The organism is Pseudonocardia halophobica, from assembly GCF_050948485.1.
In the GTDB taxonomy this organism is placed as follows: Bacteria; Actinomycetota; Actinomycetes; order Mycobacteriales; family Pseudonocardiaceae; genus Pseudonocardia; species Pseudonocardia halophobica.
Window position 1 is genome coordinate 826622 of the sequence record NZ_CP192046.1, and the last position, 19568, is coordinate 846189.

Sequence of the window (19568 nt, forward strand, 5' to 3'; positions counted from 1 at the left end):
ATGCCGGACGAGCTGATCCCCGAGCCCGTCGGCCCCGCGGCCGCGGACGGCGACACGGAGACCGACACCGAGACCGTCACCGTCGTCGGCCTGCTCGCCGACCCGAACCTGCCCGGCGAGTTGGCCACCCGGCTCGCCGAGGGCCTGCCGCAGGTCCTGGCCGCGCGGCTGGACGCGCCGCGGACCTGGGAGGTCGAGACCGTCGTCGAGCCCTTCGAGGCCAACGACCGCGGCGAACGTGCCCTGGACCGGGCGCGCGAGCGGGTCCGCCGGACCCGCTGGGACGTCGCGGTGTGCCTCACCGACGTGCCCGCGAGGTCCAGCGGCGTCCCGGTCGTCGCGCAGGTGGGGGAGCGGGACCGGGTCGCGGTCGTGTCCGTGCCCGCCCTCGGCGGGGTGCGGCTGCTCCCGCGGGTCCGCGACGCCGTCGTCGAGCTGGTGGGGCGGCTGCTCGGGATCGACGTGGCCGCGGCGGCCCGCCGGCCGACCCGGCGCGCGGCCCTGCTGACCGATCCGGGCGCGCTCGGCGACGACGCGGACGACTCCGACGAGACCGTGCTGACCCGCCGCGGCTCGCTGCGGCTGCTCGCCGGCATGGTGCGCACCAACCGGCCGTGGCGGCTGACCGTCGGGCTCGGCACGGCCCTGGCGGGGGCCGCCGCCGGTTCGGCCTTCGGGCTGCTCTACTCCAACCTCTGGACGCTCGCCGCCGCGCTCGAACCGTGGCGGCTCGGGCTCGCGTTCGTCGGCTCGATCGCGGTGTTCGTGGCCTGGCTGATCGTCGGCCACCGGCTGTGGGAGCGCGGGGACCCCGAGCTCGGCCTGGACCGGCTGCTCAACCTGGGCACGGTCCTCACGCTGGCGGCCGGGACGGGCCTGTTCTCGCTGGCCCTGCTCGTGCTCAACTCGATCGTCGCAGCGGTGATCATCCCCGCGTCGTACCTGAGCCAGGTGCTCGGACATCCCGCGGGGTTCGCGGACTACGTGCCGATCGTGGTCCTCGCGACGATCATGGGCGTCGTCGCCGGGGCGGTCGGGTCCGGGCTGGAGGACGACGCCACGGTGCGGCTGGTCGCCTACGGCCACCGGCAGCGGGAGCGCCGCGACCTCGCGGCCCGGCTCGAGGCCGCGGCCCGGGAGGAGTGACTACCCCACGACCGTCGTGACGCCGTCGTCGCCGACCACCAGCCCCGTCCGGCCGCGTGCGGCGAGCCAGCGCGCGGCGTCGGGCCCGAGAGCGTAGGCGGCGGTGGCGTCGACGTCGGCCTCGGTGAGCGAGGGCGCGATCACGGTGACCGAGCCGAGGCCGGCCGGCGGGCGCCCGGTCCGCGCGTCGACCACGTGCGCTCCGCGGTGGGCCGCACCCGAGGTGGCGACGGCCCCGGTGCGGACCGGCACCACGGCGACCAGCCGCCGCGGGTCGCGCGGATCCTCGATGCCGATCCGCCACGGCGCGTCGTCGGAATGGAGGGTGCGGCAGGTCAGGTCGCCGCCCGCGGAGAGGCAGAAGTCGGTGTCCGGCAGCGCGCGCAGCGGCGCGGTGGCCCGCTCCACCGCCCAGCCCTTGACCACACCGGACGGGTCCAGGCGTCCGTCGCGCCGGACGTCGAACGCGCCGTCGGAGTCGCGGCGGGCGGCCTCGCCGATCGCCAGGACCTCGTGCAGCTCGGGCGGGCAGTCGGGCTCGGCGAGCTCGCCCCGCTCCAGCCGGGACACCACCGAGTCGGCCCGGAAGGTGCTGAAGACGCGGTCCGCCTCGCGCAGCACGGCGAGGGCCTCGGCCCAGGCGGCGCGGGCGTGGGGGTCGGTGGTGTGCCTGCCGCGCAGGGCGAGGCTGACCGGCAGCCCCATGACGTGCTCGACGTACCGGGCCGGGCGGGGTGCGGCGGGGGCCGTCACGCGAGGCCCGCCCGGTCGAGGGCGCTCTGCAGGGACTCGAGGTAGCCCTGCGAGGTCACCGTCGCGCCGCTGACCATGTCGATCTCGGCGTTCTGCGCGCTGATCGTCTCCTTCGTCAGCACGGGCAGGGCGGAGGCGTTGATCTGCTGGTCCTTGCCGTTGCCGTCCGGGTACTGCGGCACGGCGACGTCGGTGATCCTCCCGTCGGCCACCGTGATCGTGACCTGCACGGGTCCCCACCGGGTCTGGGCGACGGAACCGGTGTACGTGGTGCTGCCCGAGGTGCCGGTGCTGCCGGTGTTCGAGCCCGTGCCCGGTGCGGCGGCGACGGTGTCCGAGGTGGGGGTGGCGGAGGCCCCGGTCGAGGTCTTGTAGCCGAACAGCAGCGCGACCACGGCGACCGTGCTCAGGAACCAGGTCAGGATGCGGCGCACGCGGTCACCATCCGAAGGTCTCGACGTGGACGCGGCTCTCCGGCACCCCGGCGGCGGCCAGGGTGCGGCGCACGGAGGCGGACCAGGCCTCGGGGCCGCAGAGGTAGACGTCCCGCTGGGCGACGTCGGGGATCAGACCGAGCAGGACGGCCCGGTCGTCGCCGGGGCCGACCCCCTCGCCGAGCCAGGAGTCCGGTGCGCGGCGCGGTCCGGGGAGCCGGTGCACCTGCAGGCCCCGCTCGCGGGCGAGGACGTCGAACTCGGCGGCGAACAGGGGCGCGCCGCGCTGGAGGAGCACCGCGTCGCCAGGGGCGTACGGCAGACCCTCGGCCAGCGCCCGCAACGGTGTGATGCCGACACCGGCGCCGATCAGCGCGACGCGGTCGCGGGTGCGCGGGCGGGCGGTGAGCCGCCCGTAGGGGCCCTCGACCAGCACGCGGGTGCCGGGGCGCACGCTTCGGACGAGCCGGCTGTCGTTGCCCAGGTTCTTGACGGTGATGCGCAGGCTGCGGCCGTCCGGGGCGGCCGAGAGCGAGTACGGGTGCGCCCGGGACCAGCCGGGACCGGTGAGGAAACGCCAGCTCAGGAACTGCCCGGCCGCGACCGGGAGCCGGTCCATGTGCCGGCCGGTCAGGTAGACGGACACGACGTCCGCGGCCTCCGGGACCACGGAGGTGACCCGGAGGTCGTGGCGCAGCGAGCGGACGACGGGCAGGCCGATGCGCCAGACCAGGACCGCCGGGGCGGCCGCGGCCCACAGGGTCCACCAGTAGACGGTCGCGGCCGTCGAGGACAGGAACTCCTGCCCGGTCCACAGCTGGTGCGGCAGTGCGAGCCCGACGCCGAGGTAGGCGTAGAGGTGCAACAGGTGCCAGGACTCGCGGCGGAGCCTGCTGCGGGCGGCGCGCACACTCGTCACCACGACGAGAACCAGGCAGATAGTGCCGGCCAGGGCCAGCAGCATGCCGGGGTAGTCGACGGTGAGCGTCCAGAAGGTGCCGGGGACCGCGGTGAGCCGGCCGCCGGCGTAGCCCCAGGTGATCAGCGCCAGGTGGACGAGCATCAGCGTGAACGAGCCGAACCCGGCGAACCGGTGGACGCGCGCGAGCCGGTCCTGGCCGACGGCGCGCTCCAGCGGCGGGATGCGGGCCATCAGCAGGACCTGGACCAGCAGGAGGTCCGACGCGAGCAGCCCCGTCCACCGGCCGAGCGAGGTGAGGCCGTCGGCCCAGGACACGAGGTCCTGGATCCCACCGCCCGCGACCCAGAGGTACGTGACGACCACGAGGCTCGCCGCGACCAGGGTGCCGGCGAGGTGGCGGACGGCGGTGTCGGTGCGGGCCGGGCGGGCGTCGATGCGCGAGCCGTGCCGGGGGACGGGCGGGTCGAGCGTGACGCTCACGCGGAGAGCCCCGTGGTTCCGGCTGTGGTTCCGGCTGTGGTGGTGGTTCCTGTGGTTCCGGTGACCGAGCCGGACTCTGATCCGGTTCCGCCGGCGCCGGTTCCGCCGGTGCCCGTCCTGGTGCCGCCCGTCCTGGTGCCGCCCGTCCCGGTGCCGCCCGTCCCACTGCCGCCCGTCCCACTGCCGCCGGTCCCACTGCCGCCGGCGAGCACGAGGCCGGCGGCCGCGGCCACCAGCACGACGGTCCGGCGCACGCCCTTCCGGCCGGGTGGCCCGGCGACGGCGTGCGTGGCGGTCGAGGTGATGTCGTGGGCGGGGTGCGGCGCCCGGACCTCCGTGCGGTCGTCGGGCGCGATCGCCCCGTCGGGACGGTCGTCGGGGTGGGCGAGGACGGGGCGCGGGGAGGAGAAGGGTTCCCAGCGGGACCCGCTGGAGGACAGGTCGTTGCTCACGGTGCTCCTTCGGCATCGGTCGAGGACCAGCGTCCGGGGCCTTCGTGGGCGGCGACGGTGTGCGGGCTGTGAACGGGCTGTGGGCGGCCGGCCCTTCCCCACCGGCGAACGGCGGGGTCGACCCGACGGGGCGGCGGGCGTGAGGATCGGTGCCGTCGTCACGCGGAGGAGGTCGCATGCCCGTCGCCCATTTCCACGTCGTGCGAGACGGCGTCGACCCTGCGCAGCGACGGAGGCTGCTGGTCGAGGCGAGTCGGATCTACGCCGAGGTCCTGGACTCGCCGATCGAGCGGGTGCGCGTGTTCGTGGTCGAGTACGACGCGGAGACCGCGGCCGTGGGCGGCGAGATCGTGGCCGAGGGAGCGCCGGCCGCGCCCTACTTCACCGCGGTCGTGCTCGCGGGCAGGCCTGCGACGCAGCGTGGGGAGCTGCTCGCGCGCCTGACCGACCTGGTCGTCGACGTGCTCGGGGTGGAGCGACGGCGGGTGCGCGGCCGGATCGTCGAGGTCGCGCCGGAGAACTGGGCCATCGGGGGCGTCGGCGCCGCGAGCGTCCGGGCCGACGAGATCGCCGCTCGCGCAGCAACCCCGTAGCCCGGCCCCGTCACGACATCAGACCGCGGCGCAGGGTGGCGAGGGCGCGGGCGAGCAGCCGCGAGACGTGCATCTGCGAGAGGCCGACGATCTCGCCGATCTCGGACTGGGTCTTGTTACCGAAGAAGCGCAGCAGCACGATCCGCCGCTCCCGCTCGGGCAGCCCGGCCAGCAGCGGCCACACGCTGCGGCGGAACTCCACGTCGTCCATCGCGGGGTCGGCGTCCCCGAGCCGCTCGCCGAGCGGCGCCTCGCCGGGCTCGATCGACGCGTCGAGGCTGGCGCTGCGCCGCTCGGCCCGGACCGCGATCGCGTCGATCACGTCGTCGACGCGGACCCCCAGGTGCTCGGCGAGCTCGCTCGGCCGCGGCGCCCGCCCCAGCCGCTGGGTGAGCGGGCCGACGGCCTTGTCGAGCGTCACGACCAGCTCCTTCACCGGCCGCGACACCCGCACCGACCAGGTGCGGTCCCGCAGGTACCGCAGGATCTCCCCGCGCACGCAGGGCACGACGTACCCGAGCGCGTCGCCGCGCGCCGCGTCGGGATCCCAGTGGTCGATCGCGTGGATCAGCCCGATCACGCCCGCCTGCGTCAGGTCCTCCCGGGCGGCGTCGTCGCCGTAGCGCCGCGCGAGGTGCTGAACGACCGGCAGGAAGGCGAGGATCAGCGTGGACCGCAGGCCCGGCCGCCGCGGGTCGTCCCCCGGCAGCGCGGCGTACTCCGCGAGCCTCGGCAGGAGCCGGGCGTAGTCGCTGGGGGCGTCCACCGTGCGCGCAGCCTCCTCCGCGGAAGGGGTGGATCCGGCGTGGCCGGAGGGGAGGGCAGGACTCGGCCGCCCGCTGCCGCCGTTGCCTGCCGGCGGGCCCGCCGCGCGGGAGCGCCGGGAGTGCGGGGCGGGTGCCCGGGGCCGGGCCGCGTCAAACCGGCCACGCGGGGCTTTCCCCGTGCTCACCGTCCGGGGGTTTGGCCGGCCCTGCCGGGGGCATGCGGAGCGACGATCCGGGCGGCGACGTGGACGCCGATCCGGACGGCGGGAAGGACTGGTGCGGGATGCAGCTGGTGCGGCATCGCGTGGGTGGCCGCGTGCCACCCGCGCTGGACGTGGAGGTGGCGGGGGTGCTCGAGCTCGCCTGCCTGCGACACGACCTGGGGCGGCTGGCCCGGGACCGCGGCTACGCCGTCGACCGACAGGCGCGGCTGACGATCGCGGTGGACGAGGTCGTCGCGCACGCCCTGGACCTGGGTGCGCGGTCCGTGCGGGTCCGGTGGTGCTCCCGCACCGACGGCGTCCGGATCCGGGTCGACATCGACGACGGGCCGTGCGCTGCCCCGCCCGCCGCCGACGCCCTCCGGGTGGCCACCACGCTCGCGGAGGTCACCGTCCTGCACTCGGCCCGCGGTACCACGGTCCGGCTGGCCTTCCCCTCCACCTTCGACGACCAGAGCGGCGGCGGGGCGGCGTAGGCAGCGGGATGCGCCCCGGCTCGACCTGGCACACCCACTCCGGCCTACCCGCGCCCGCTCCTGTTCCGGCACACCCGCTCCGGTCTGCTCCTGTCCGACAGACCCGCTCGGGTCCGCGCACGCCGACCGCGTCCCGCCCGTCCGTTCTGGCCGGCTCGCACCGACCCGGGCCCCGGCACACCTGCCCCGGCCCGTTCGCGCTCGCTCGTGTCCTCGCACACCCGCCCCGGCCTGCTCCCACACCCGCGGGTCTCGTCGCACAGCCCGCCGACGGCCCGCGCGACGCTCCTCGGGTTGTGCGAGCTGCGGGGCCCTCGCGGGTGCCGGTGAGCCGGTGTTCCCCGAGCCGCCGCGGCGAGCGCGGCGCCGGCCGCGCCCGAGGACCGCTGCCCGGTCACCGGCCGCCGCCCCACCAGCACGTACGCGATCACCCACAGCGCCAGCCCTGCCGGGCGCGATCCTGAACAGCAAGGGCAGGTTCGCGCGTTGCGTGGCCGACGATGCCGGACGCGCCGCACTCCCACACCCGGAAGTGCGTCGTACAGGCCGTGTGGCGCGAACCTGCCGGGTGTGCGGCCGCGCCGCGAGGGGCGTGCCGGGTCGCGGCAGGTGTGCCGGCTGCCGGGACCGATGTGCGGCGCCCCGAAGGGTGCGCGGGGTGGGTCCCCCGCCGCGCCTGGATTCGCGGCTGTTCCTGACCGCACCTGTCAGGGATCCACGGAAGCGTGGGGCGCATGACGGAGGGGACGGCAGCACTGCAGGGCAGGGTCGCGCTGGTCGCGGGGGCGACCCGGGGCGCGGGGCGGGGGATCGCGCTGGAGCTCGCGGCGGCGGGTGCGACGGTCTACGCGACCGGGCGCAGCACGACCGGAAGGCCGTCGGAGTACGGCCGTGCGGAGACGATCGAGCAGACCGCGGAGCTGGCGGCGGGGCTGTCCGGGCGGGTGGTCCCGGTCGTCGTCGACCATCTGGTCCCGGTGCAGGTGGAGGCGTTGTGCGCGCGGATCGACGCCGAGCAGGGCCGGCTCGACGTGGTGGTCAACGACATCTTCGGCGGCGACCCGCTGACCGAGTGGTTCCGCCCGGTGTGGGAGCACTCCCTCGACGACGGCCTGCACCTGCTGCGCCTCGCGATCGACACCCACATCGTGACGGCGGGGTACGCCTTCCCGCTGCTCGTCCGCGAGCCGGGCGGGCTCGTCGTCGAGATCACCGACGGCACCGCGGAGTACAACGCCGAGAACTACCGGCTGACCGTCTACTACGACCTGGCCAAGGTCGCGCCGATCCGGCTGGCGCGCAGCTGGGCGCACGAGCTGCGCGAGCACGGCGGCACCGCGGTGGCCGTGACCCCCGGCTGGCTGCGGTCGGAGGCGATGCTGGACCACTTCGGCGTCACCGAGGAGACCTGGCGGGACGCGCTGACCACCGTGCCGCACTTCGCGATCTCGGAGACGCCGCGGTTCGTGGGCCGCGGGATCGCCGCGCTGGCCGCGGACCCGGACCGGGCGCGCTGGACCGGGCGCTCGACGTCGAGCGGCGAGCTCGCGCAGGTCTACGACGTCGACGACCTCGACGGTTCCCGGCCGGACGCCTGGCGCTACGTCGTGGAGGTGCAGGACGCGGGCAAGCCGGCCGACACGACCGGCTACCGGTGATCAGTCGAGCGCACCACTTCGCGCCAGCCGCCCGATCACCAGCGCGCTGAGCAGCGGGACGGCGGCCAGCACCACCCACGCGACGACGGGTGGGGCGACTGCCGGGTCGAGCAGGGCGCCGGCTGCGGTGCTGCCCACCAGCACCGCGAGCCCGCCCGCCGAGGACAGCACGCCGAAGTAGGCGCCGAGCCGGCGCTCCCCGGCCAGTCGGGGCACGAGGTCCTGCGCGATCGGCACGGCGAGCATCTGCCCCGCGGTGAGCAGCACGACGAACGCGATCGCGGGCCAGAGCGCCGGGGGCAGCGCGGCGATCGCCACCGCCACGACCGCGAAGGCAGCCGCCATCAGCACGAACCCGAGCACCAGCGGCCGCAGCCCGCCGCGCCGACGCGCCCACCGCGTGACCGGCAGCTGCCCGACGATCACCATCACCGACGCCAGCACGAACAGCCAGCCCAGCGCCGCCTGGCCGCCGGTCGCGCGGGTGAGCTCGGCGGGCAGCGCCAGGTAGAGCTGGTTGTAGCAGAGCAGGTAGCCGGAGTAGCCCGCCGCGAACGCGAGGAAGCGCCGGTTGGCCAGCACCTCCGCCCACCCGGCGAGGATCGGCTCGCCTGCGTGCGGGGCGGGTCGGCGGGGCAGCCACGCGGCGTGCGCGGCCAGGATCAGCACGAACGCGCCGGCGGCGACCAGACAGGCCAGCCGGAAGTCGACGAGCAGCAGCGCGGTGCCGACGAGCGGGCCGACGACCGAGCCGATCTGGCCGCTGACGGCGAACATCGCGAAGACGTCCGCCCGCGCGACGCCGCCGACCTCCTCCTGCGCCCCGGCCTCGCGGGCCAGCGACGACTCGACGGCCGGCGAGAACAGGGCCGCCGCGAACCCGGTGAGCAGCGCCCCGGCCAGCACGCCCGGCAGCGCCGTCGCGACGCCGAGGAGCACGAACCCCGCGACGCGCAGCACGCAGCCCGCCAGGACGACCGGTTTCGCGCCCCACCGATCGGCGAGTGCCCCGCCCACCACGAACAGGCCCTGTTGGCTGAACGTCCGCAGCCCGAGCACCAGCCCGACGACGCCGCCCGCGAGCGCGAGGTCCTCGGCGAGGTGGGTCGCCAGGTACGGCAGCACCATGTAGAAGCCGACGTTGAACGCCAGCTGCGTGACCACGAGCAGCCGCATGACGGGCGGCAGCCGCCCGAAGTCCGCCAGGGCGGCGAACCGGCGCAGGCCGGCCCGTGCGGGGGGTGGGCCCTCGGGCCGGGTTCCGGGCATAACCGCCCATTACTAGCATTTGCAGTGGTCACGCGACAGAGGGACGGCACGATCATGGTCGCGGCATTCATGCAGGTCGATGCACATGATTGACAGCTTGTTCCGATGCACGGACGATCTCGGCGGCCCGGCGGCGCCTGCCGGCCCCGGCGCTGCCGGCCACGAAGCCGGCCACGGTGCCGAGACCAGGGTCGCGACCAGAAAGGCCCCGATGCCCCGCCCCACCACGCCCCGTCCGGGCCTGCGTGCCCGTGTCCGGCCCGTCGTCGCCCTCACCGTCGGGCTCCTGGTCGGTCTCGTCACGGGCTGCGGGTCCGGCGCGGCGCCGACCGGCACCCCGGTGCCGGACGGCGAGCTCCGCCTGGCCGCCCAGTTCGCGCCGCGCTCGGGCTACGCGATGGACACCGACGACGCGTTCGTCGTCGCGCAGCTGGGGTCGGCCGAGGCGCTGGTGAAGGCCGGGCCGGACGGCACCGCGCAGCCCGGCCTCGCGACCTCCTGGGCGCCGACCGCCGACCCGCGCACCTGGCGGTTCGAGCTGCGGCCCGGCGTCACCTTCCACGACGGCACCCCGCTCACCCCCGCGGCCGTGGTCACCGCGCTGTCCTGGGTCGCCGGCGTCGCCGCCCCGCCACGGGCGATCAAGGGCATCGGGCTGCGGGTCGCCGAGGACGGCCCCGCCGCCGTCGCGATCACGACGACGACGCCGGACCCGATCCTCCCCCTGCGGCTGAGCAGCGTGAACACCGCGATCCTCGCCCCGTCGGCCTACACCGGCGGGCCGCCCGCCGTGCTCGGCACGGGGACCGGGCCGATGAAGCTGGTCGCCGCGGACGGCACCCAGCAGGCGACCCTCGAGCGCAACGACGCCTACTGGGGCGGCCGGCCGCAGCTGGCGAAGGTGAGCGTGCGGTACGTGACCGACCCGGCGGCCCGGGCGCTGGCGCTGCGGGCCGGGGACGTCGACGTCGCCCAGGGGCTGCCCGAGTCCGCGCTGCTCGAGTTCACCCCGGACAGCGGCTACGACGACCAGACCGTCGCCGCCCCGCGGACCGTCTCGTTGATGCTCAACCAGGCCGCCGCGCCCTTCTCGGACATCCGGGTGCGGCAGGCCGTCGCCGAGGCGATCGACCGCACCGCACTGGCCGAGCAGGCGCTGGCCGGGTCGGCTGTGCCGGCGTCGGAGCTCTACGGTCCGGCGGTCGCCTGGGGCAGCCAGGACCCGCCGCCGGCGCCGGACCTGCAGGCCGCGAAGGATCTGCTCGCCCAGGCCGGCTACGGCCCGGACCGGCCGCTGACCGTGCGGCTGCAGACCTACCCGAACCGCCCCGAGCTGCCCACGCTCGCCACCGCGGTCCAGGGCATGCTCCGCGAGGTCGGCGTCGACGCGCAGATCCGGATCGGCGAGTACGGGCCGCAGGAGCCGGAGCTGCTGGCCGGCCGCTACGACATGTTCCTGCTGTCCCGCAACTACCTCACCGACGTGCCGGACACCGGGTCGACGCTCGTCACGGACTACTCCTGCGCCGGCTCGTACAACATCAACCGGTACTGCTCGGCGGAGTACGACGCGCTCCTCGCTCCGCTCGCCACGACCACGGACCCCGCGCAACGCCAGGAGGTGTTCAGGGCCGCGGCGGCGAAGCTGACCGCGGACGCCGTGGGCCTGCCGCTGGTGCACTCGCAGGAGAACGCGGTGACCAGGGGCGTCTCCGGGTACACCGTCGACCCGCTGGCGAAGTCGCTGATCACGCCCGAGCTGACCCGCACCGGCTGAGTGGGCGGCACCCTCGCGCGCCGGCTGGCGACCCTCCCGGCGGTCCTGCTCGGCGCGTCGCTGCTGATCTTCCTGCTGCCGCGGCTGGCCGGCGTCGACACCGTCCGGGCGGTGCTGCGCGGCCGCGTCGCGGAGGCCGAGCCGGACCCGGCGGTGGCCGCGCGGGTGGCGGCCGAGCTGGGCCTGGACCGCTCGTGGGCGGAGCAGTACCTGCGCTGGCTCGGCCACGCGCTCACCGGGGACCTCGGCGTCTCCTACGCCACCCGCACGGCGACCGCGCCGCAGCTCGCGGCGGCGCTCGGGGTGTCGGCGGTGCTGGCGGCGCTCGCGCTGCTGGTCGCCGCGGTGGTCGGGATCCCGCTCGGCGTGCGGGCGGCCCGCCGCCCGGGCGGCGTACTGGACCGGGTGGTCACCGGGTGCTCGGTGCTGGGCGTGGCCGTGCCGGAGTTCGTGCTCGCGCCGCTGCTGGTGCTGTTGCTCGCGGTCGCGGTGCCGCTGTTCCCGGCGACCGGCTGGGGCACGCCCGCGCAGGCCGTGCTGCCGGTGCTGACCCTGGCCGCGTTCCCCGTCGCGCTGGCCGCCCAGCTCGCCCGCGCGGAGACGATCGACGCCCTCTCCCGCCCGCACGTCGCCGTCGCCCTCGCCAAGGGGATAGGCGGATCGCAGCTGCTCTGGCGGCACGGCGCGCGGCTGGCGCTGACCGGCGTCACGGCGCTCTCCGGGATGTTCTTCGCCGGCCTGCTCGGCGGCGCGGTGGTGGTCGAGGTGGCGTTCGGGATCCCCGGGCTGGGCCGGCTGCTCCACGACGCCGTGATCGCCCAGGACCTGCCGATGCTGCAGGCCGGGCTGCTGGCCGTGGTCGCGGTGGCGGTGCTGGCGGGGGTCGCCGCCGAGCTGTTGCAGCTCGCCCTGGATCCCGTGGCCCGGGCGGAGGTGGAGGTGTGAGGCGCGATCCCGTGCTCGTCGCGTCCGCGGTGCTCGGTGGGCTGCTGGTGGTGGTCGCGCTGCTGCCGGTCGACGCGCTCACCACCGACCTGTCCGACCGGTTCGCCGAGCCCTCCCTCGCCCACCCGCTCGGCACGGACAACCTCGGCCGGGACGTCGCGGCCCGGCTGCTCGTCGGCACCCGCCTGTCCGTGTGGTTCACGCTGGTCGCGGTGGTGGCCTGTGCCGCGGTCGGCACGCTGCTCGGGATCGTCGCGGGGTACGCGGGCGGGGTCGCGGGGCAGCTCCTGCAACGCACGCTCGACGTCCTGGTGGCGATCCCGACCGTGATCGTCGGCCTGGTCGTGGCGGCGGTCCGCGAACCCGGGCTGAGCACCCTGCTGATCGCCGTGCTGCTCACCGGCTGGACGCCGTTCGCCCGGCTCGCCTACCAGCTCACGGTCCGGGAACGGGCCCGCGAGTACGTGGAAGGGGCGGTCGCGCTGGGCGCCGGCCCCGGCCGGATCGCGGTGCGGCACATCCTCCCCAACGCGCTGCGCCCACTGACGGCGCACGCCTGCCTGCGGTTCGCGAACGTGCTGCTCTCGCTGGCCGGGCTCTCGTTCCTCGGGCTCGGGGCCCAGCCACCCATCCCGGAGTGGGGCGCGATGCTCGCCGAGGGGCGGCAGTACCTGTTCGCCGCCCCGCAGCTCGTGCTGGTGCCCGCGGTGGCGGTCGTGGTCGTCTCGCTGGCCGTCACGCTGCTCGGCCGGAGGCTGGAGTCGCGGTGGTCCGGCCGATAGGGTGCTCCTGCCAGTAACTTGCGAAAGGGGCTCCGGGTGGCGGTCACGGGTGCGAGCGGGCGGCGGCACGGCGAGGTCCGGCCGGAGTGGAAGGAGACGCTCGGCGGCGTCGGCGTCGTCCCGCCGGTGGTGACCGACCTGCGCGCGGGACTCGCGGCCGCGGGCGCGGCGATCGTCGCCGGCTACGCCACGGACCCCGAGCGGCTGATCGACGCGGCCGCGACCGCGCTCGGCGGCCGCCTCCGCGAGCTCTTCGGCATCCGGCCGCAGGGCGGGCCCGACGCGCCCCCGCTCGGGCTGCACTCGGACGGGGCGAACGTCGTGATCGACGTGCACGGCCGGTCCGTCCGGCTGCGGGACCCGGACGAGGACTGGCTGCTCATGCTGTGCGGCAGGGCGCCCGACGACGGCGGCGACTCCGTCCTGATCGACGGGTACGCGCTGGTCGAGGCGCTGCGGACCGCCGCGGAGCCCGAGCTGCGCGAGGTGCACGACTTCCTCGTCGGCGCGGACGTCGACTACTTCGGCACCTGGGTGAACCCGGCTCGAGGGGTGCCGGGGACCCCGCTGGTGCGGCGGCTGGTCGAGTACACCCGGGCCGGCCGCCGGGTGGTGCGGGCGAGCGACTACGCGGCCCCGGTCCCGCGCGAGCCGGAGTGGGACCGGCACCTCGAGCTGATCGAGCGGTACGCGGACGCGCTGGCCACCGCGATGGAGGTGGCCCCGCGCTTCCGGCTCGACGCGGGCGACCTGTTCGTGCTGGACAACTACCGGTTCCTGCACGGGCGGGACGGTTACCGGGGCGAGCGCACCCTGCACGTGCTCACGGTGCGCTCCACCGAGGCGGCGTAGCTCCCGCACCGGTGCAGGTGCCGGCCCGGCCCGGCGTCGAGCACCCGGCCGTCGGGCAGGTGGATCTCCGCCCGGGTCCCGGGCGGCACCTCGACGTCCACGAGCAGCCCGTCGGCGTCCCGCCGCCAGGCGCTGCGGATGCGCCCGTACGGGCTGTCGTGGGTGGCGTCGGCCCAGGTCAGGCCGCCACCGGGCTGCGGGGCGACCACGAACCGGCGGTACCCCGCCGCCTCCGGCCCGGGGTCCTCGGGCAGCCGGATCCCGGCGACGTACCGGTGCAGGAAGCCGATCACCGCGCCCTTGGCGTAGTGGTTGAGCGAGCCGGGGCCGCGGGGTCGTCGGGTCCGGCCCAGTTCTCCGCCGCGGAACGGCTGCGCCGCCGGCTCGCCGACGTCCCGCGGCTGGGCGTCGCGATCTTCGACCGGCGCCGGCCCGCGCCCGTCTCCTCTGTCGCCGCGCCCGTGCGGGATCGGACCGGCCGGACGATCGCCGCGGTGCCGGTCGTCGTCCCCGCGGGGGGGTGCGCGACCGCAGGCCTACGAGCAGGTGGTGCGGGCGGCGGGACTCGCGATCTCACGCGAGATGGGGCACCGCCGCAGCGGGTGAGTCAGCCCGCGCTGCGCACCGTCAGGTCGCCCAGCAGGGACCACACCCGCAGCCGGACGACGGGCGCGCCGGGCACCCGGGGCACCGGTGCGAGGTCCACCTTCTGGTCGCCGAGCAGTGAGAACCCGCCGATCTCGACCTCGACGCCCTCCGGCACGGTGAGCTGCACGTCGCCGATCAGCGACCACATGTCGACCACGATCGGTTCGTCGGACGAACCCTGCTCGACCACCGCGCCGCGCAGGTCCAGGTCGACGTCGCCGAGCAGGAGCAGCACGGTGGTGCGGCGGCGCAGCGACCAGCGGCCCTTGCGCCGCAGGTCACCCAGCACGCCGACCAGGACCGAGCGGCCGGGACGGGTCGCGCCCACCACCGGCGTGGGCAGGTCGGTGAGCAGCCGCTCGATGGCCACGCCGTCGTCGGCCGCCCACACCCGGCCCACCCGGTCGGTGAACTCGTCGAGGGTCAGGCGGCCCTCGCCGACGGCGCGTTCCAGCCGCTGCTGCGCGTCGCGGCGTCGGGGTTCGAGATCGTCGGGCACGGCGGCGGTCACGGCCCGAACGTACCGATGATCGCCACGTCGTCCAGGGGATTTCGGCAGATCATGATCCACGACCCGGCAGGGGGACGTCCGAGATTGGAGCGTTCCCCTGCCCGGACGGGGATCACGCAGGGGACCGCACCCCCCGCCGCGTGCCGACCAGCAGCAGGAGCGCCAGAACCGGGGCGGCGACGGTAGCGGTGAAGCCGAGTGCCCCGTACCCGGCGTGCAGCGGCACCCACACGAGCGGGGCGAGCGCACCGCCGAAGAACTGGAAGGACAGCGCCAGCGACGCCGCCCCGGCCCGGTTCGTCGGCGCGCTGGTCGCGGCCATCGAGTTGATCGTGGTGCGCAGGCCGGTCACCGCGATCCCCACGGCCGCGATCCCGACCCCCAGGAGCAGCACCGACGGCCCGAGCGCGGCGAGCAGCAGACCCGCCGCGAGAAGCAGGTTCATCGTGACGCCGGTGCGCCGCGGGCCGAAGGCGTCGAGCCGCCGGCCGAGCAGGGGTGCGGCCAGCAGCCCCGCGACGCCGAACGCCGCGGCGAGCAGCCCGCGTTGCCACGGGCCCAGCCCGAACTCCTCCTCCGCGCGCAGGATCGACAGGACGGTGAGCCCGACCGCGCCCAGGTAGCAGAGGAACGACAGGCCGCACGCCGTCGCCAGGTCGCGGTTCGCCAACGCGCGGATCGACGGCGGGCCGGTGCGCACGCCGGCGGTCATGGTCGGCGGGAACAGCGCCAGGACCAGCGCGACCGTCGCGGGGAACGCGAAGGCCAGCCGCCAGTCCACCGCCGCCGACGGCCCGGACACCAGCGGGCTCGACGCCTGCCCGGCCGCCTGCAGGCCCGCGAACAGACCCAGCGCGCGTCCCAGCCGGGCCCGCGGGACGAGGTCGGTGATCGCCGCGACGAGCAGCGGGGTGGTGAAGGCGTTGGTCGCGCCCTGGGCGGCGCGGGCCGCGAGGAACCACTCCATGCTCGGCGCGAGCACGCACAGCCCGCAGGCCAGCACGAACAGCAGCAGCGAGACCTGCATGGTGCGCGCCCGGCCCCACCGCTCCGCCAGCGTGCCCGAGACCAGCATCAATGCGGCGAACGGGAGCATGTACGCCGTGACGGCCCCCGCCGCGAGCTCGGGCGTGGAGTCCAGGCCCGCGGCGACCTCGTGCACCATTGGCGTGACCATCGTGCTGGCGTAGGGGCCGAGGAACCCCCCGACGTACAACGGCCACGCCCGGACCGCCGGGCGTGGCCGCACGACCGCCGGGACGGCGTCAGACATTCACCAGGTTCTTCACGACGGAGTCGTAGGAGTTCGTGTCCTCGATCAGGCCCCAGGAGACCATCCAGTCGTAGGTGCGCTGGAACTGGTCCTGGGGGTACGGCGCCGGCTCGACGTAGCGCAGCCGGCCCAGCGGGATCTCCTCCGGCGAGACCGAGCCGAGCTCGGCCGGGATCTCCCCGGTGAGGTGGTGCAGGTACGGGCGCGGGTCCTCGTTGATCTTCGCCACGGCCCGGACGACCGCGCGGTTGATGCGCGCGTAGGTGTCCTCGTCGACCTCGGGGCTGGCGATCTCGGCGCCGACGTAGAACGCCTCGGCCAGCACCTTGTAGCCCTGCTTCTCGGCCAGGGTGATCCACGGCTCCATCAGGGCGGCGGCCTCGACGGTGCCGTCGCGCAGCGCCTCGAAGCGGACCTGCGGACCGCCGTAGTGCGCGACCTTGATCTCCTCGCGGGGCAGGAAGCCCTCGAGGGTCTGCAGCGCGACGTAGTGCGAGCCGTGGTGGAAGTTCACGGCCACGGTCTTGCCCGCGAGGTCCTGCGGGTGGGTGGCCGGGTGGTCGCCGCGGACCATGATCGCCTGGCCGTTCACGGCGGCACGCTTGGACACGATGCGCCCGCCGACGGCGGTGTCCTGGGTGCGGCGGACCTGGCCCCACTCGCAGGCGCGGTAGAGCGAGGCCTCGCCGGACTCGAAGTGGGACTTGGTGGAACCGAACGAGCTGAGCAGCTGGTGGTCCTCGATCGGGGAGATCCCGGCGCGGGCGTAGTCCTTGGTCACGAACTCGACGTCGACGCCCTCGTCGTCGAAGTAGCCCTCGTCCTTCGCGACGAGCTGGGGCAGGGAGAAGACCAGGGAGAGCAGCTCCATGGTCACCTTGGGGCGGGTCATGACGGGGGGTCCTTTCTCACAGCGCGGCGACGATGCGGGAGTGCAGGTCGAAGAGATGGGGGTCCTCGGCGGACCGGGGGCGTTCGCGGTCGACGCGGTACTCCGCGGCGACCTGCGCGGGCCGCCCGGCGAGGACGATCACGCGGTCCGCGAGCAGCGCGGCCTCGAGCGGGTTGTGGGTGACGAGCAGCCCGGTGCGCGGGCGCTGCATCCACAGCTCCTGCAGGAGCAGCCGCAGCTTGCGGGCGGTGAGCTCGTCGAGCGCGGAGAACGGCTCGTCGAGCAGCACGAGGTCGGGCTCCACGGCGAACGCCCGGGCCACGGCGACCCGCTGGCGTTGCCCGCCGGAGAGCACGGTGGGGTAGGAACCGGCGTACTCGGTGAGCCCGACGGCGGCGAGCATGTCGTCGGCCGCGGCGGGGTCGAGCCCGGCGGCTTCCAGCGCGAGCGCGACGTTCTGCCGGACCGGCAGCCAGTCGAGAAGCCGCGGCTGCTGGAAGACCACGCCGAGCCGGGGCGTGCCGATGTCGACCGTGCCGGCGTCCGGCTGCACGAGCCCGGCCACGAGGTGCAGCAGGGTCGTCTTCCCGGTGCCGGAGGCGCCCACGACCGCGACCAGCTCGCCGGGCTCGACGGTCAGCGAGAAGTCCGCGAGGACGTGCTGGGGGGCGCCGCTGCGGGCGTCGACGAAGGTCTTGCCGAGCCCGTCGAGCCGGACGCGGGTGGTGGTCGGGGCGCGCAGTGCCGACGGCTCGCTCGCGAGCTCGCTCATACCGACACCGCCTTGCGCCACCGCGAGGTCCGCCTCTCGAGGCCCTGCAGGACCCCGTACTCCAGGACCGCCATGACCACGGCGAACAGCAGGGTCCACGCCAGCACCGCGGCCACGTTCTGCGCGGCGAACGCGTTGTTGAGCTGGTAGCCGACGCCGGACGACATGCCGAACACCTCGACCAGCACGATCACCTTCCAGCCGAGCGAGAGCCCCAGCCGCGCCCCGGCGAACAGCGACGGCGCGAGTGCGGGCAGCCACAGCCTCCGCAGCCGGGTGGCGCTCGAGAAGCCGTAGACGTGCGCCATCTCCAGCAGGTCCGGGTCCACGGACCGGGTGCCCTGGTAGATCTGCAGCATCAGCGCGGGCGCCGAGGACAGCGCGACGGCGGCAACCGGGTTGACCAGGTCGATCCCGAACCAGATCACGCACAGCAGCGCCCAGACCAGGCCGGGAATGGTGAGCCCGAGCAGCACCGCGGGCTCGAAGAACCGGCGGGCGAACTCGTTGCGCCCCATCGCGATCCCCACCGCGACCGCGACCACGAAGGCCAGCGCGAAGCCCAGCCCGACGCGCAGCACGGTGATGCCGAGCTGCTCGGCGAAGGAGCCGTCGGACACGATCTCGACCAGCTCGGCCACGATCTGCGGCACGCCGGGCACCAGCACGCTGTCGAGCAGGACGGACATCAGCTGCCAGGCGCCGGCAAGCAGCACGAGGAACAGCAGGGCGGGGAGCGCGCGCAACCGCCGCCGGGGCCGCGCCGGCGTGGCGGGCACGGCCGCGGCGCGGGCGGGGCGGAGGTCGGTCGCCGTCATGCGGGGGCCCCGAGATCGACCCACGGCGCCTGCGCCGGTGCGGCCTTGATCAGCCCGACCTGCTGCGCCACCTCGGTCTGCTTGCGCAGGTTGGCGAACACCGACTCGCCCCAGGCGACCGGGTAGATGTCCTTCATCCGGCCGGGGAGCAGGTCGATCGCGGCCTTCTCGGCGGCCGGGATGCCGTAGGCGTCGTACAGCTCGGCGAGGACCTGCGGGCGCTGCTGGATGATCTCGTGCGCCTCGAGCCGCAGGGTCGCGAGCGCAGCCCCGGTCTCCCGGTTGCCGTCGACCCAGGTCCGGGTGGCGCCCTGCCCGTTGAGGAACAGCGCGTTCGGGTCCTCCCCGGTGCCCTGCGCCCACAGCTCGCCGACGGTCGCGATCTGCCGCGCGCCCTTGCCGACGAGCCGGGTCGCGTTGGGCTCGATGGTGACGATCGCGTCGACGTCGCCGCGGTCGAACAGGGCCAGGCCAGCCAGCACGGCGCCCGGGAAGAGCTGGTAGTCGGCGTTGAGGTCGCCGCCGTTGACGGCCGCGGCGAGCTGGGTGGAGCGGAAGGCGTCGCTGTTGTTCGGCGGCGTCGCGACCTTCTTCCCGCGCAGGTCGGCGGGGGTGCGGTAGGGGCTGTTCTCCGGGACCAGCCAGCGGACGTGGTTGTTGAGGCTGGTGCTGAACAGCACGACGTCGGCCCCGGCCTCGGCCGCGACCACCGCGCCGAGCGGGCCCATGCTTGCCACGTCGAGCGCGCCGGAGAGCAGCTTGTTCTGGACGTCGCCGGGCCCGGTGCCGGCCACGTAGGTGAGGTCGAGGTTCCCGACCAGGTTGTTCTGCTCGCTGATCGGGCGGATGACTGCGCCCGCGGTGCCCGCCTGGGTGTCCTCGACCCGGGCCGCGAGGGTCGGACCGGATCCCGACGGGCCGGACGAGCCGCCGCACGCGGCGAGCAGGGACGTACCGGCGAGGCCGGCGGCACCGAACAGACCGGCGCGCAGCACGGCCCGCCGGTCGAGCAGCAGGGGACGAGCGGGCATGGGGGTACTCCGGGGGAGGGCGCGCGGGGGCGCGCGACAGCGGACCGGCACGCGGCGCGTGCGGTCTCGGGGGAAGGAAGGGGTCGGGGCGCTCAG

At 75.4% G+C, this 19568-nt stretch carries 21 protein-coding genes; 8 read left to right on the forward strand and 13 right to left on the reverse strand.

The genetic code is table 11. The features are described from left to right. On the forward strand, positions 1–1146 hold the full coding sequence (locus ACQP04_RS04045) for a hypothetical protein (protein WP_433505721.1): 1146 nt from the start codon (positions 1–3) through the stop codon (positions 1144–1146). On the opposite strand, the gene ACQP04_RS04050 is transcribed toward ACQP04_RS04045, so the two are convergent. From ACQP04_RS04050 to ACQP04_RS04065, 4 genes are read right to left on the reverse strand one after another with little or no spacing between them, the layout of a single operon-like run. Beyond that, positions 1147–1899, reverse strand: a complete 753-nt coding sequence (locus ACQP04_RS04050) for an FAD:protein FMN transferase (RefSeq protein WP_433505722.1) — start codon at positions 1897–1899, stop codon at positions 1147–1149. Then, positions 1896–2333, reverse strand: coding sequence for an FMN-binding protein (locus ACQP04_RS04055; RefSeq protein WP_433505723.1), 438 nt, complete (start codon positions 2331–2333; stop codon positions 1896–1898). Before ACQP04_RS04055 ends, ACQP04_RS04050 begins: the two co-directional genes overlap by 4 nt. A gap of 4 nt (positions 2334–2337) precedes the next feature. Then, positions 2338–3735, reverse strand: coding sequence for a ferredoxin reductase family protein (locus ACQP04_RS04060; protein WP_433505724.1), 1398 nt, complete (start codon positions 3733–3735; stop codon positions 2338–2340). Then, positions 3732–4187, reverse strand: coding sequence for a hypothetical protein (locus ACQP04_RS04065; protein ID WP_433505725.1), 456 nt, complete (start codon positions 4185–4187; stop codon positions 3732–3734). Before ACQP04_RS04065 ends, ACQP04_RS04060 begins: the two co-directional genes overlap by 4 nt. A 176-nt stretch (positions 4188–4363) precedes the next feature. Between ACQP04_RS04065 and ACQP04_RS04070 the strand changes: the two genes are divergently transcribed. Then, a complete protein-coding gene (locus tag ACQP04_RS04070) occupies positions 4364–4780 on the forward strand; it encodes a tautomerase family protein (protein ID WP_433505726.1) in 417 nt (138 codons plus the stop codon). 10 nt (positions 4781–4790) lie between these two features. On the opposite strand, the gene ACQP04_RS04075 is transcribed toward ACQP04_RS04070, so the two are convergent. Then, positions 4791–5546, reverse strand: coding sequence for a sigma-70 family RNA polymerase sigma factor (locus ACQP04_RS04075; RefSeq protein WP_433505727.1), 756 nt, complete (start codon positions 5544–5546; stop codon positions 4791–4793). Between the two features lie 218 nt (positions 5547–5764). Here ACQP04_RS04075 and ACQP04_RS04080 point away from each other — a divergent pair, with 218 nt between their 5' ends. Further along, positions 5765–6244 (forward strand): hypothetical protein, encoded by a 480-nt coding sequence (locus ACQP04_RS04080; protein ID WP_433505728.1) that lies wholly within the window; start codon positions 5765–5767, stop codon positions 6242–6244. Between the two features lie 734 nt (positions 6245–6978). Continuing rightward, positions 6979–7902, forward strand: coding sequence for an SDR family oxidoreductase (locus tag ACQP04_RS04085; protein WP_433505729.1), 924 nt, complete (start codon positions 6979–6981; stop codon positions 7900–7902). Here the strand turns inward: ACQP04_RS04085 and ACQP04_RS04090 are convergent, their stop codons facing one another. Continuing rightward, entirely contained in the window at positions 7903–9171 is a 1269-nt protein-coding gene (locus tag ACQP04_RS04090) for an MDR family MFS transporter (RefSeq protein WP_433505730.1), read from the reverse strand. A 211-nt stretch (positions 9172–9382) separates the two neighbouring features. On the opposite strand from ACQP04_RS04090, the gene ACQP04_RS04095 reads away from it, so the two are divergent. From ACQP04_RS04095 to ACQP04_RS04110, 4 genes are read left to right on the forward strand one after another with little or no spacing between them, the layout of a single operon-like run. Further along, the gene (locus ACQP04_RS04095; RefSeq protein ID WP_433505731.1) at positions 9383–10948 is read left to right on the forward strand and encodes an ABC transporter substrate-binding protein; all 1566 of its coding nucleotides are present in this window, start codon (positions 9383–9385) and stop codon (positions 10946–10948) included. After that, positions 10949–11893 carry an ABC transporter permease gene (locus ACQP04_RS04100; protein WP_433505732.1) on the forward strand — a complete coding sequence of 315 codons (945 nt, stop codon included), beginning with the start codon at positions 10949–10951 and terminating at the stop codon, positions 11891–11893. Continuing rightward, the gene (locus ACQP04_RS04105) at positions 11890–12675 is read left to right on the forward strand and encodes an ABC transporter permease (RefSeq protein WP_433505733.1); all 786 of its coding nucleotides are present in this window, start codon (positions 11890–11892) and stop codon (positions 12673–12675) included. The genes ACQP04_RS04100 and ACQP04_RS04105 overlap by 4 nt, the downstream gene beginning before the upstream one ends. A 36-nt stretch (positions 12676–12711) precedes the next feature. Further along, positions 12712–13527 (forward strand): TauD/TfdA family dioxygenase, encoded by an 816-nt coding sequence (locus ACQP04_RS04110; RefSeq protein WP_433505734.1) that lies wholly within the window; start codon positions 12712–12714, stop codon positions 13525–13527. Here the strand turns inward: ACQP04_RS04110 and ACQP04_RS04115 are convergent. The 7 genes from ACQP04_RS04115 to ACQP04_RS04145 all read right to left on the reverse strand — a co-directional run bounded on the left by ACQP04_RS04115 (position 13470) and on the right by ACQP04_RS04145 (position 19472). Continuing rightward, the gene (locus ACQP04_RS04115; protein ID WP_433505735.1) at positions 13470–13820 is read right to left on the reverse strand and encodes an alpha-L-rhamnosidase C-terminal domain-containing protein; all 351 of its coding nucleotides are present in this window, start codon (positions 13818–13820) and stop codon (positions 13470–13472) included. The genes ACQP04_RS04110 and ACQP04_RS04115 overlap by 58 nt on opposite strands. A 314-nt stretch (positions 13821–14134) precedes the next feature. Further along, the gene (locus tag ACQP04_RS04120; protein WP_433505736.1) at positions 14135–14686 is read right to left on the reverse strand and encodes a DUF1707 SHOCT-like domain-containing protein; all 552 of its coding nucleotides are present in this window, start codon (positions 14684–14686) and stop codon (positions 14135–14137) included. 112 nt (positions 14687–14798) lie between these two features. Beyond that, positions 14799–15959 (reverse strand): MFS transporter, encoded by a 1161-nt coding sequence (locus tag ACQP04_RS04125; RefSeq protein ID WP_433505737.1) that lies wholly within the window; start codon positions 15957–15959, stop codon positions 14799–14801. Continuing rightward, complete coding sequence (locus ACQP04_RS04130; protein WP_433505738.1) at positions 15952–16851, reverse strand: ABC transporter substrate-binding protein; 900 nt, start codon at positions 16849–16851, stop codon at positions 15952–15954. Before ACQP04_RS04130 ends, ACQP04_RS04125 begins: the two co-directional genes overlap by 8 nt. A gap of 16 nt (positions 16852–16867) precedes the next feature. Continuing rightward, positions 16868–17623, reverse strand: a complete 756-nt coding sequence (locus tag ACQP04_RS04135) for an ABC transporter ATP-binding protein (RefSeq protein WP_433505739.1) — start codon at positions 17621–17623, stop codon at positions 16868–16870. Continuing rightward, entirely contained in the window at positions 17620–18441 is an 822-nt protein-coding gene (locus ACQP04_RS04140) for an ABC transporter permease (protein WP_433505740.1), read from the reverse strand. Before ACQP04_RS04140 ends, ACQP04_RS04135 begins: the two co-directional genes overlap by 4 nt. After that, positions 18438–19472: an ABC transporter substrate-binding protein gene (locus ACQP04_RS04145; protein WP_433505741.1), complete on the reverse strand. Its 1035-nt coding sequence runs from the start codon at positions 19470–19472 to the stop codon at positions 18438–18440. Before ACQP04_RS04145 ends, ACQP04_RS04140 begins: the two co-directional genes overlap by 4 nt. Positions 19473–19568: the final 96 nt, after the last annotated feature.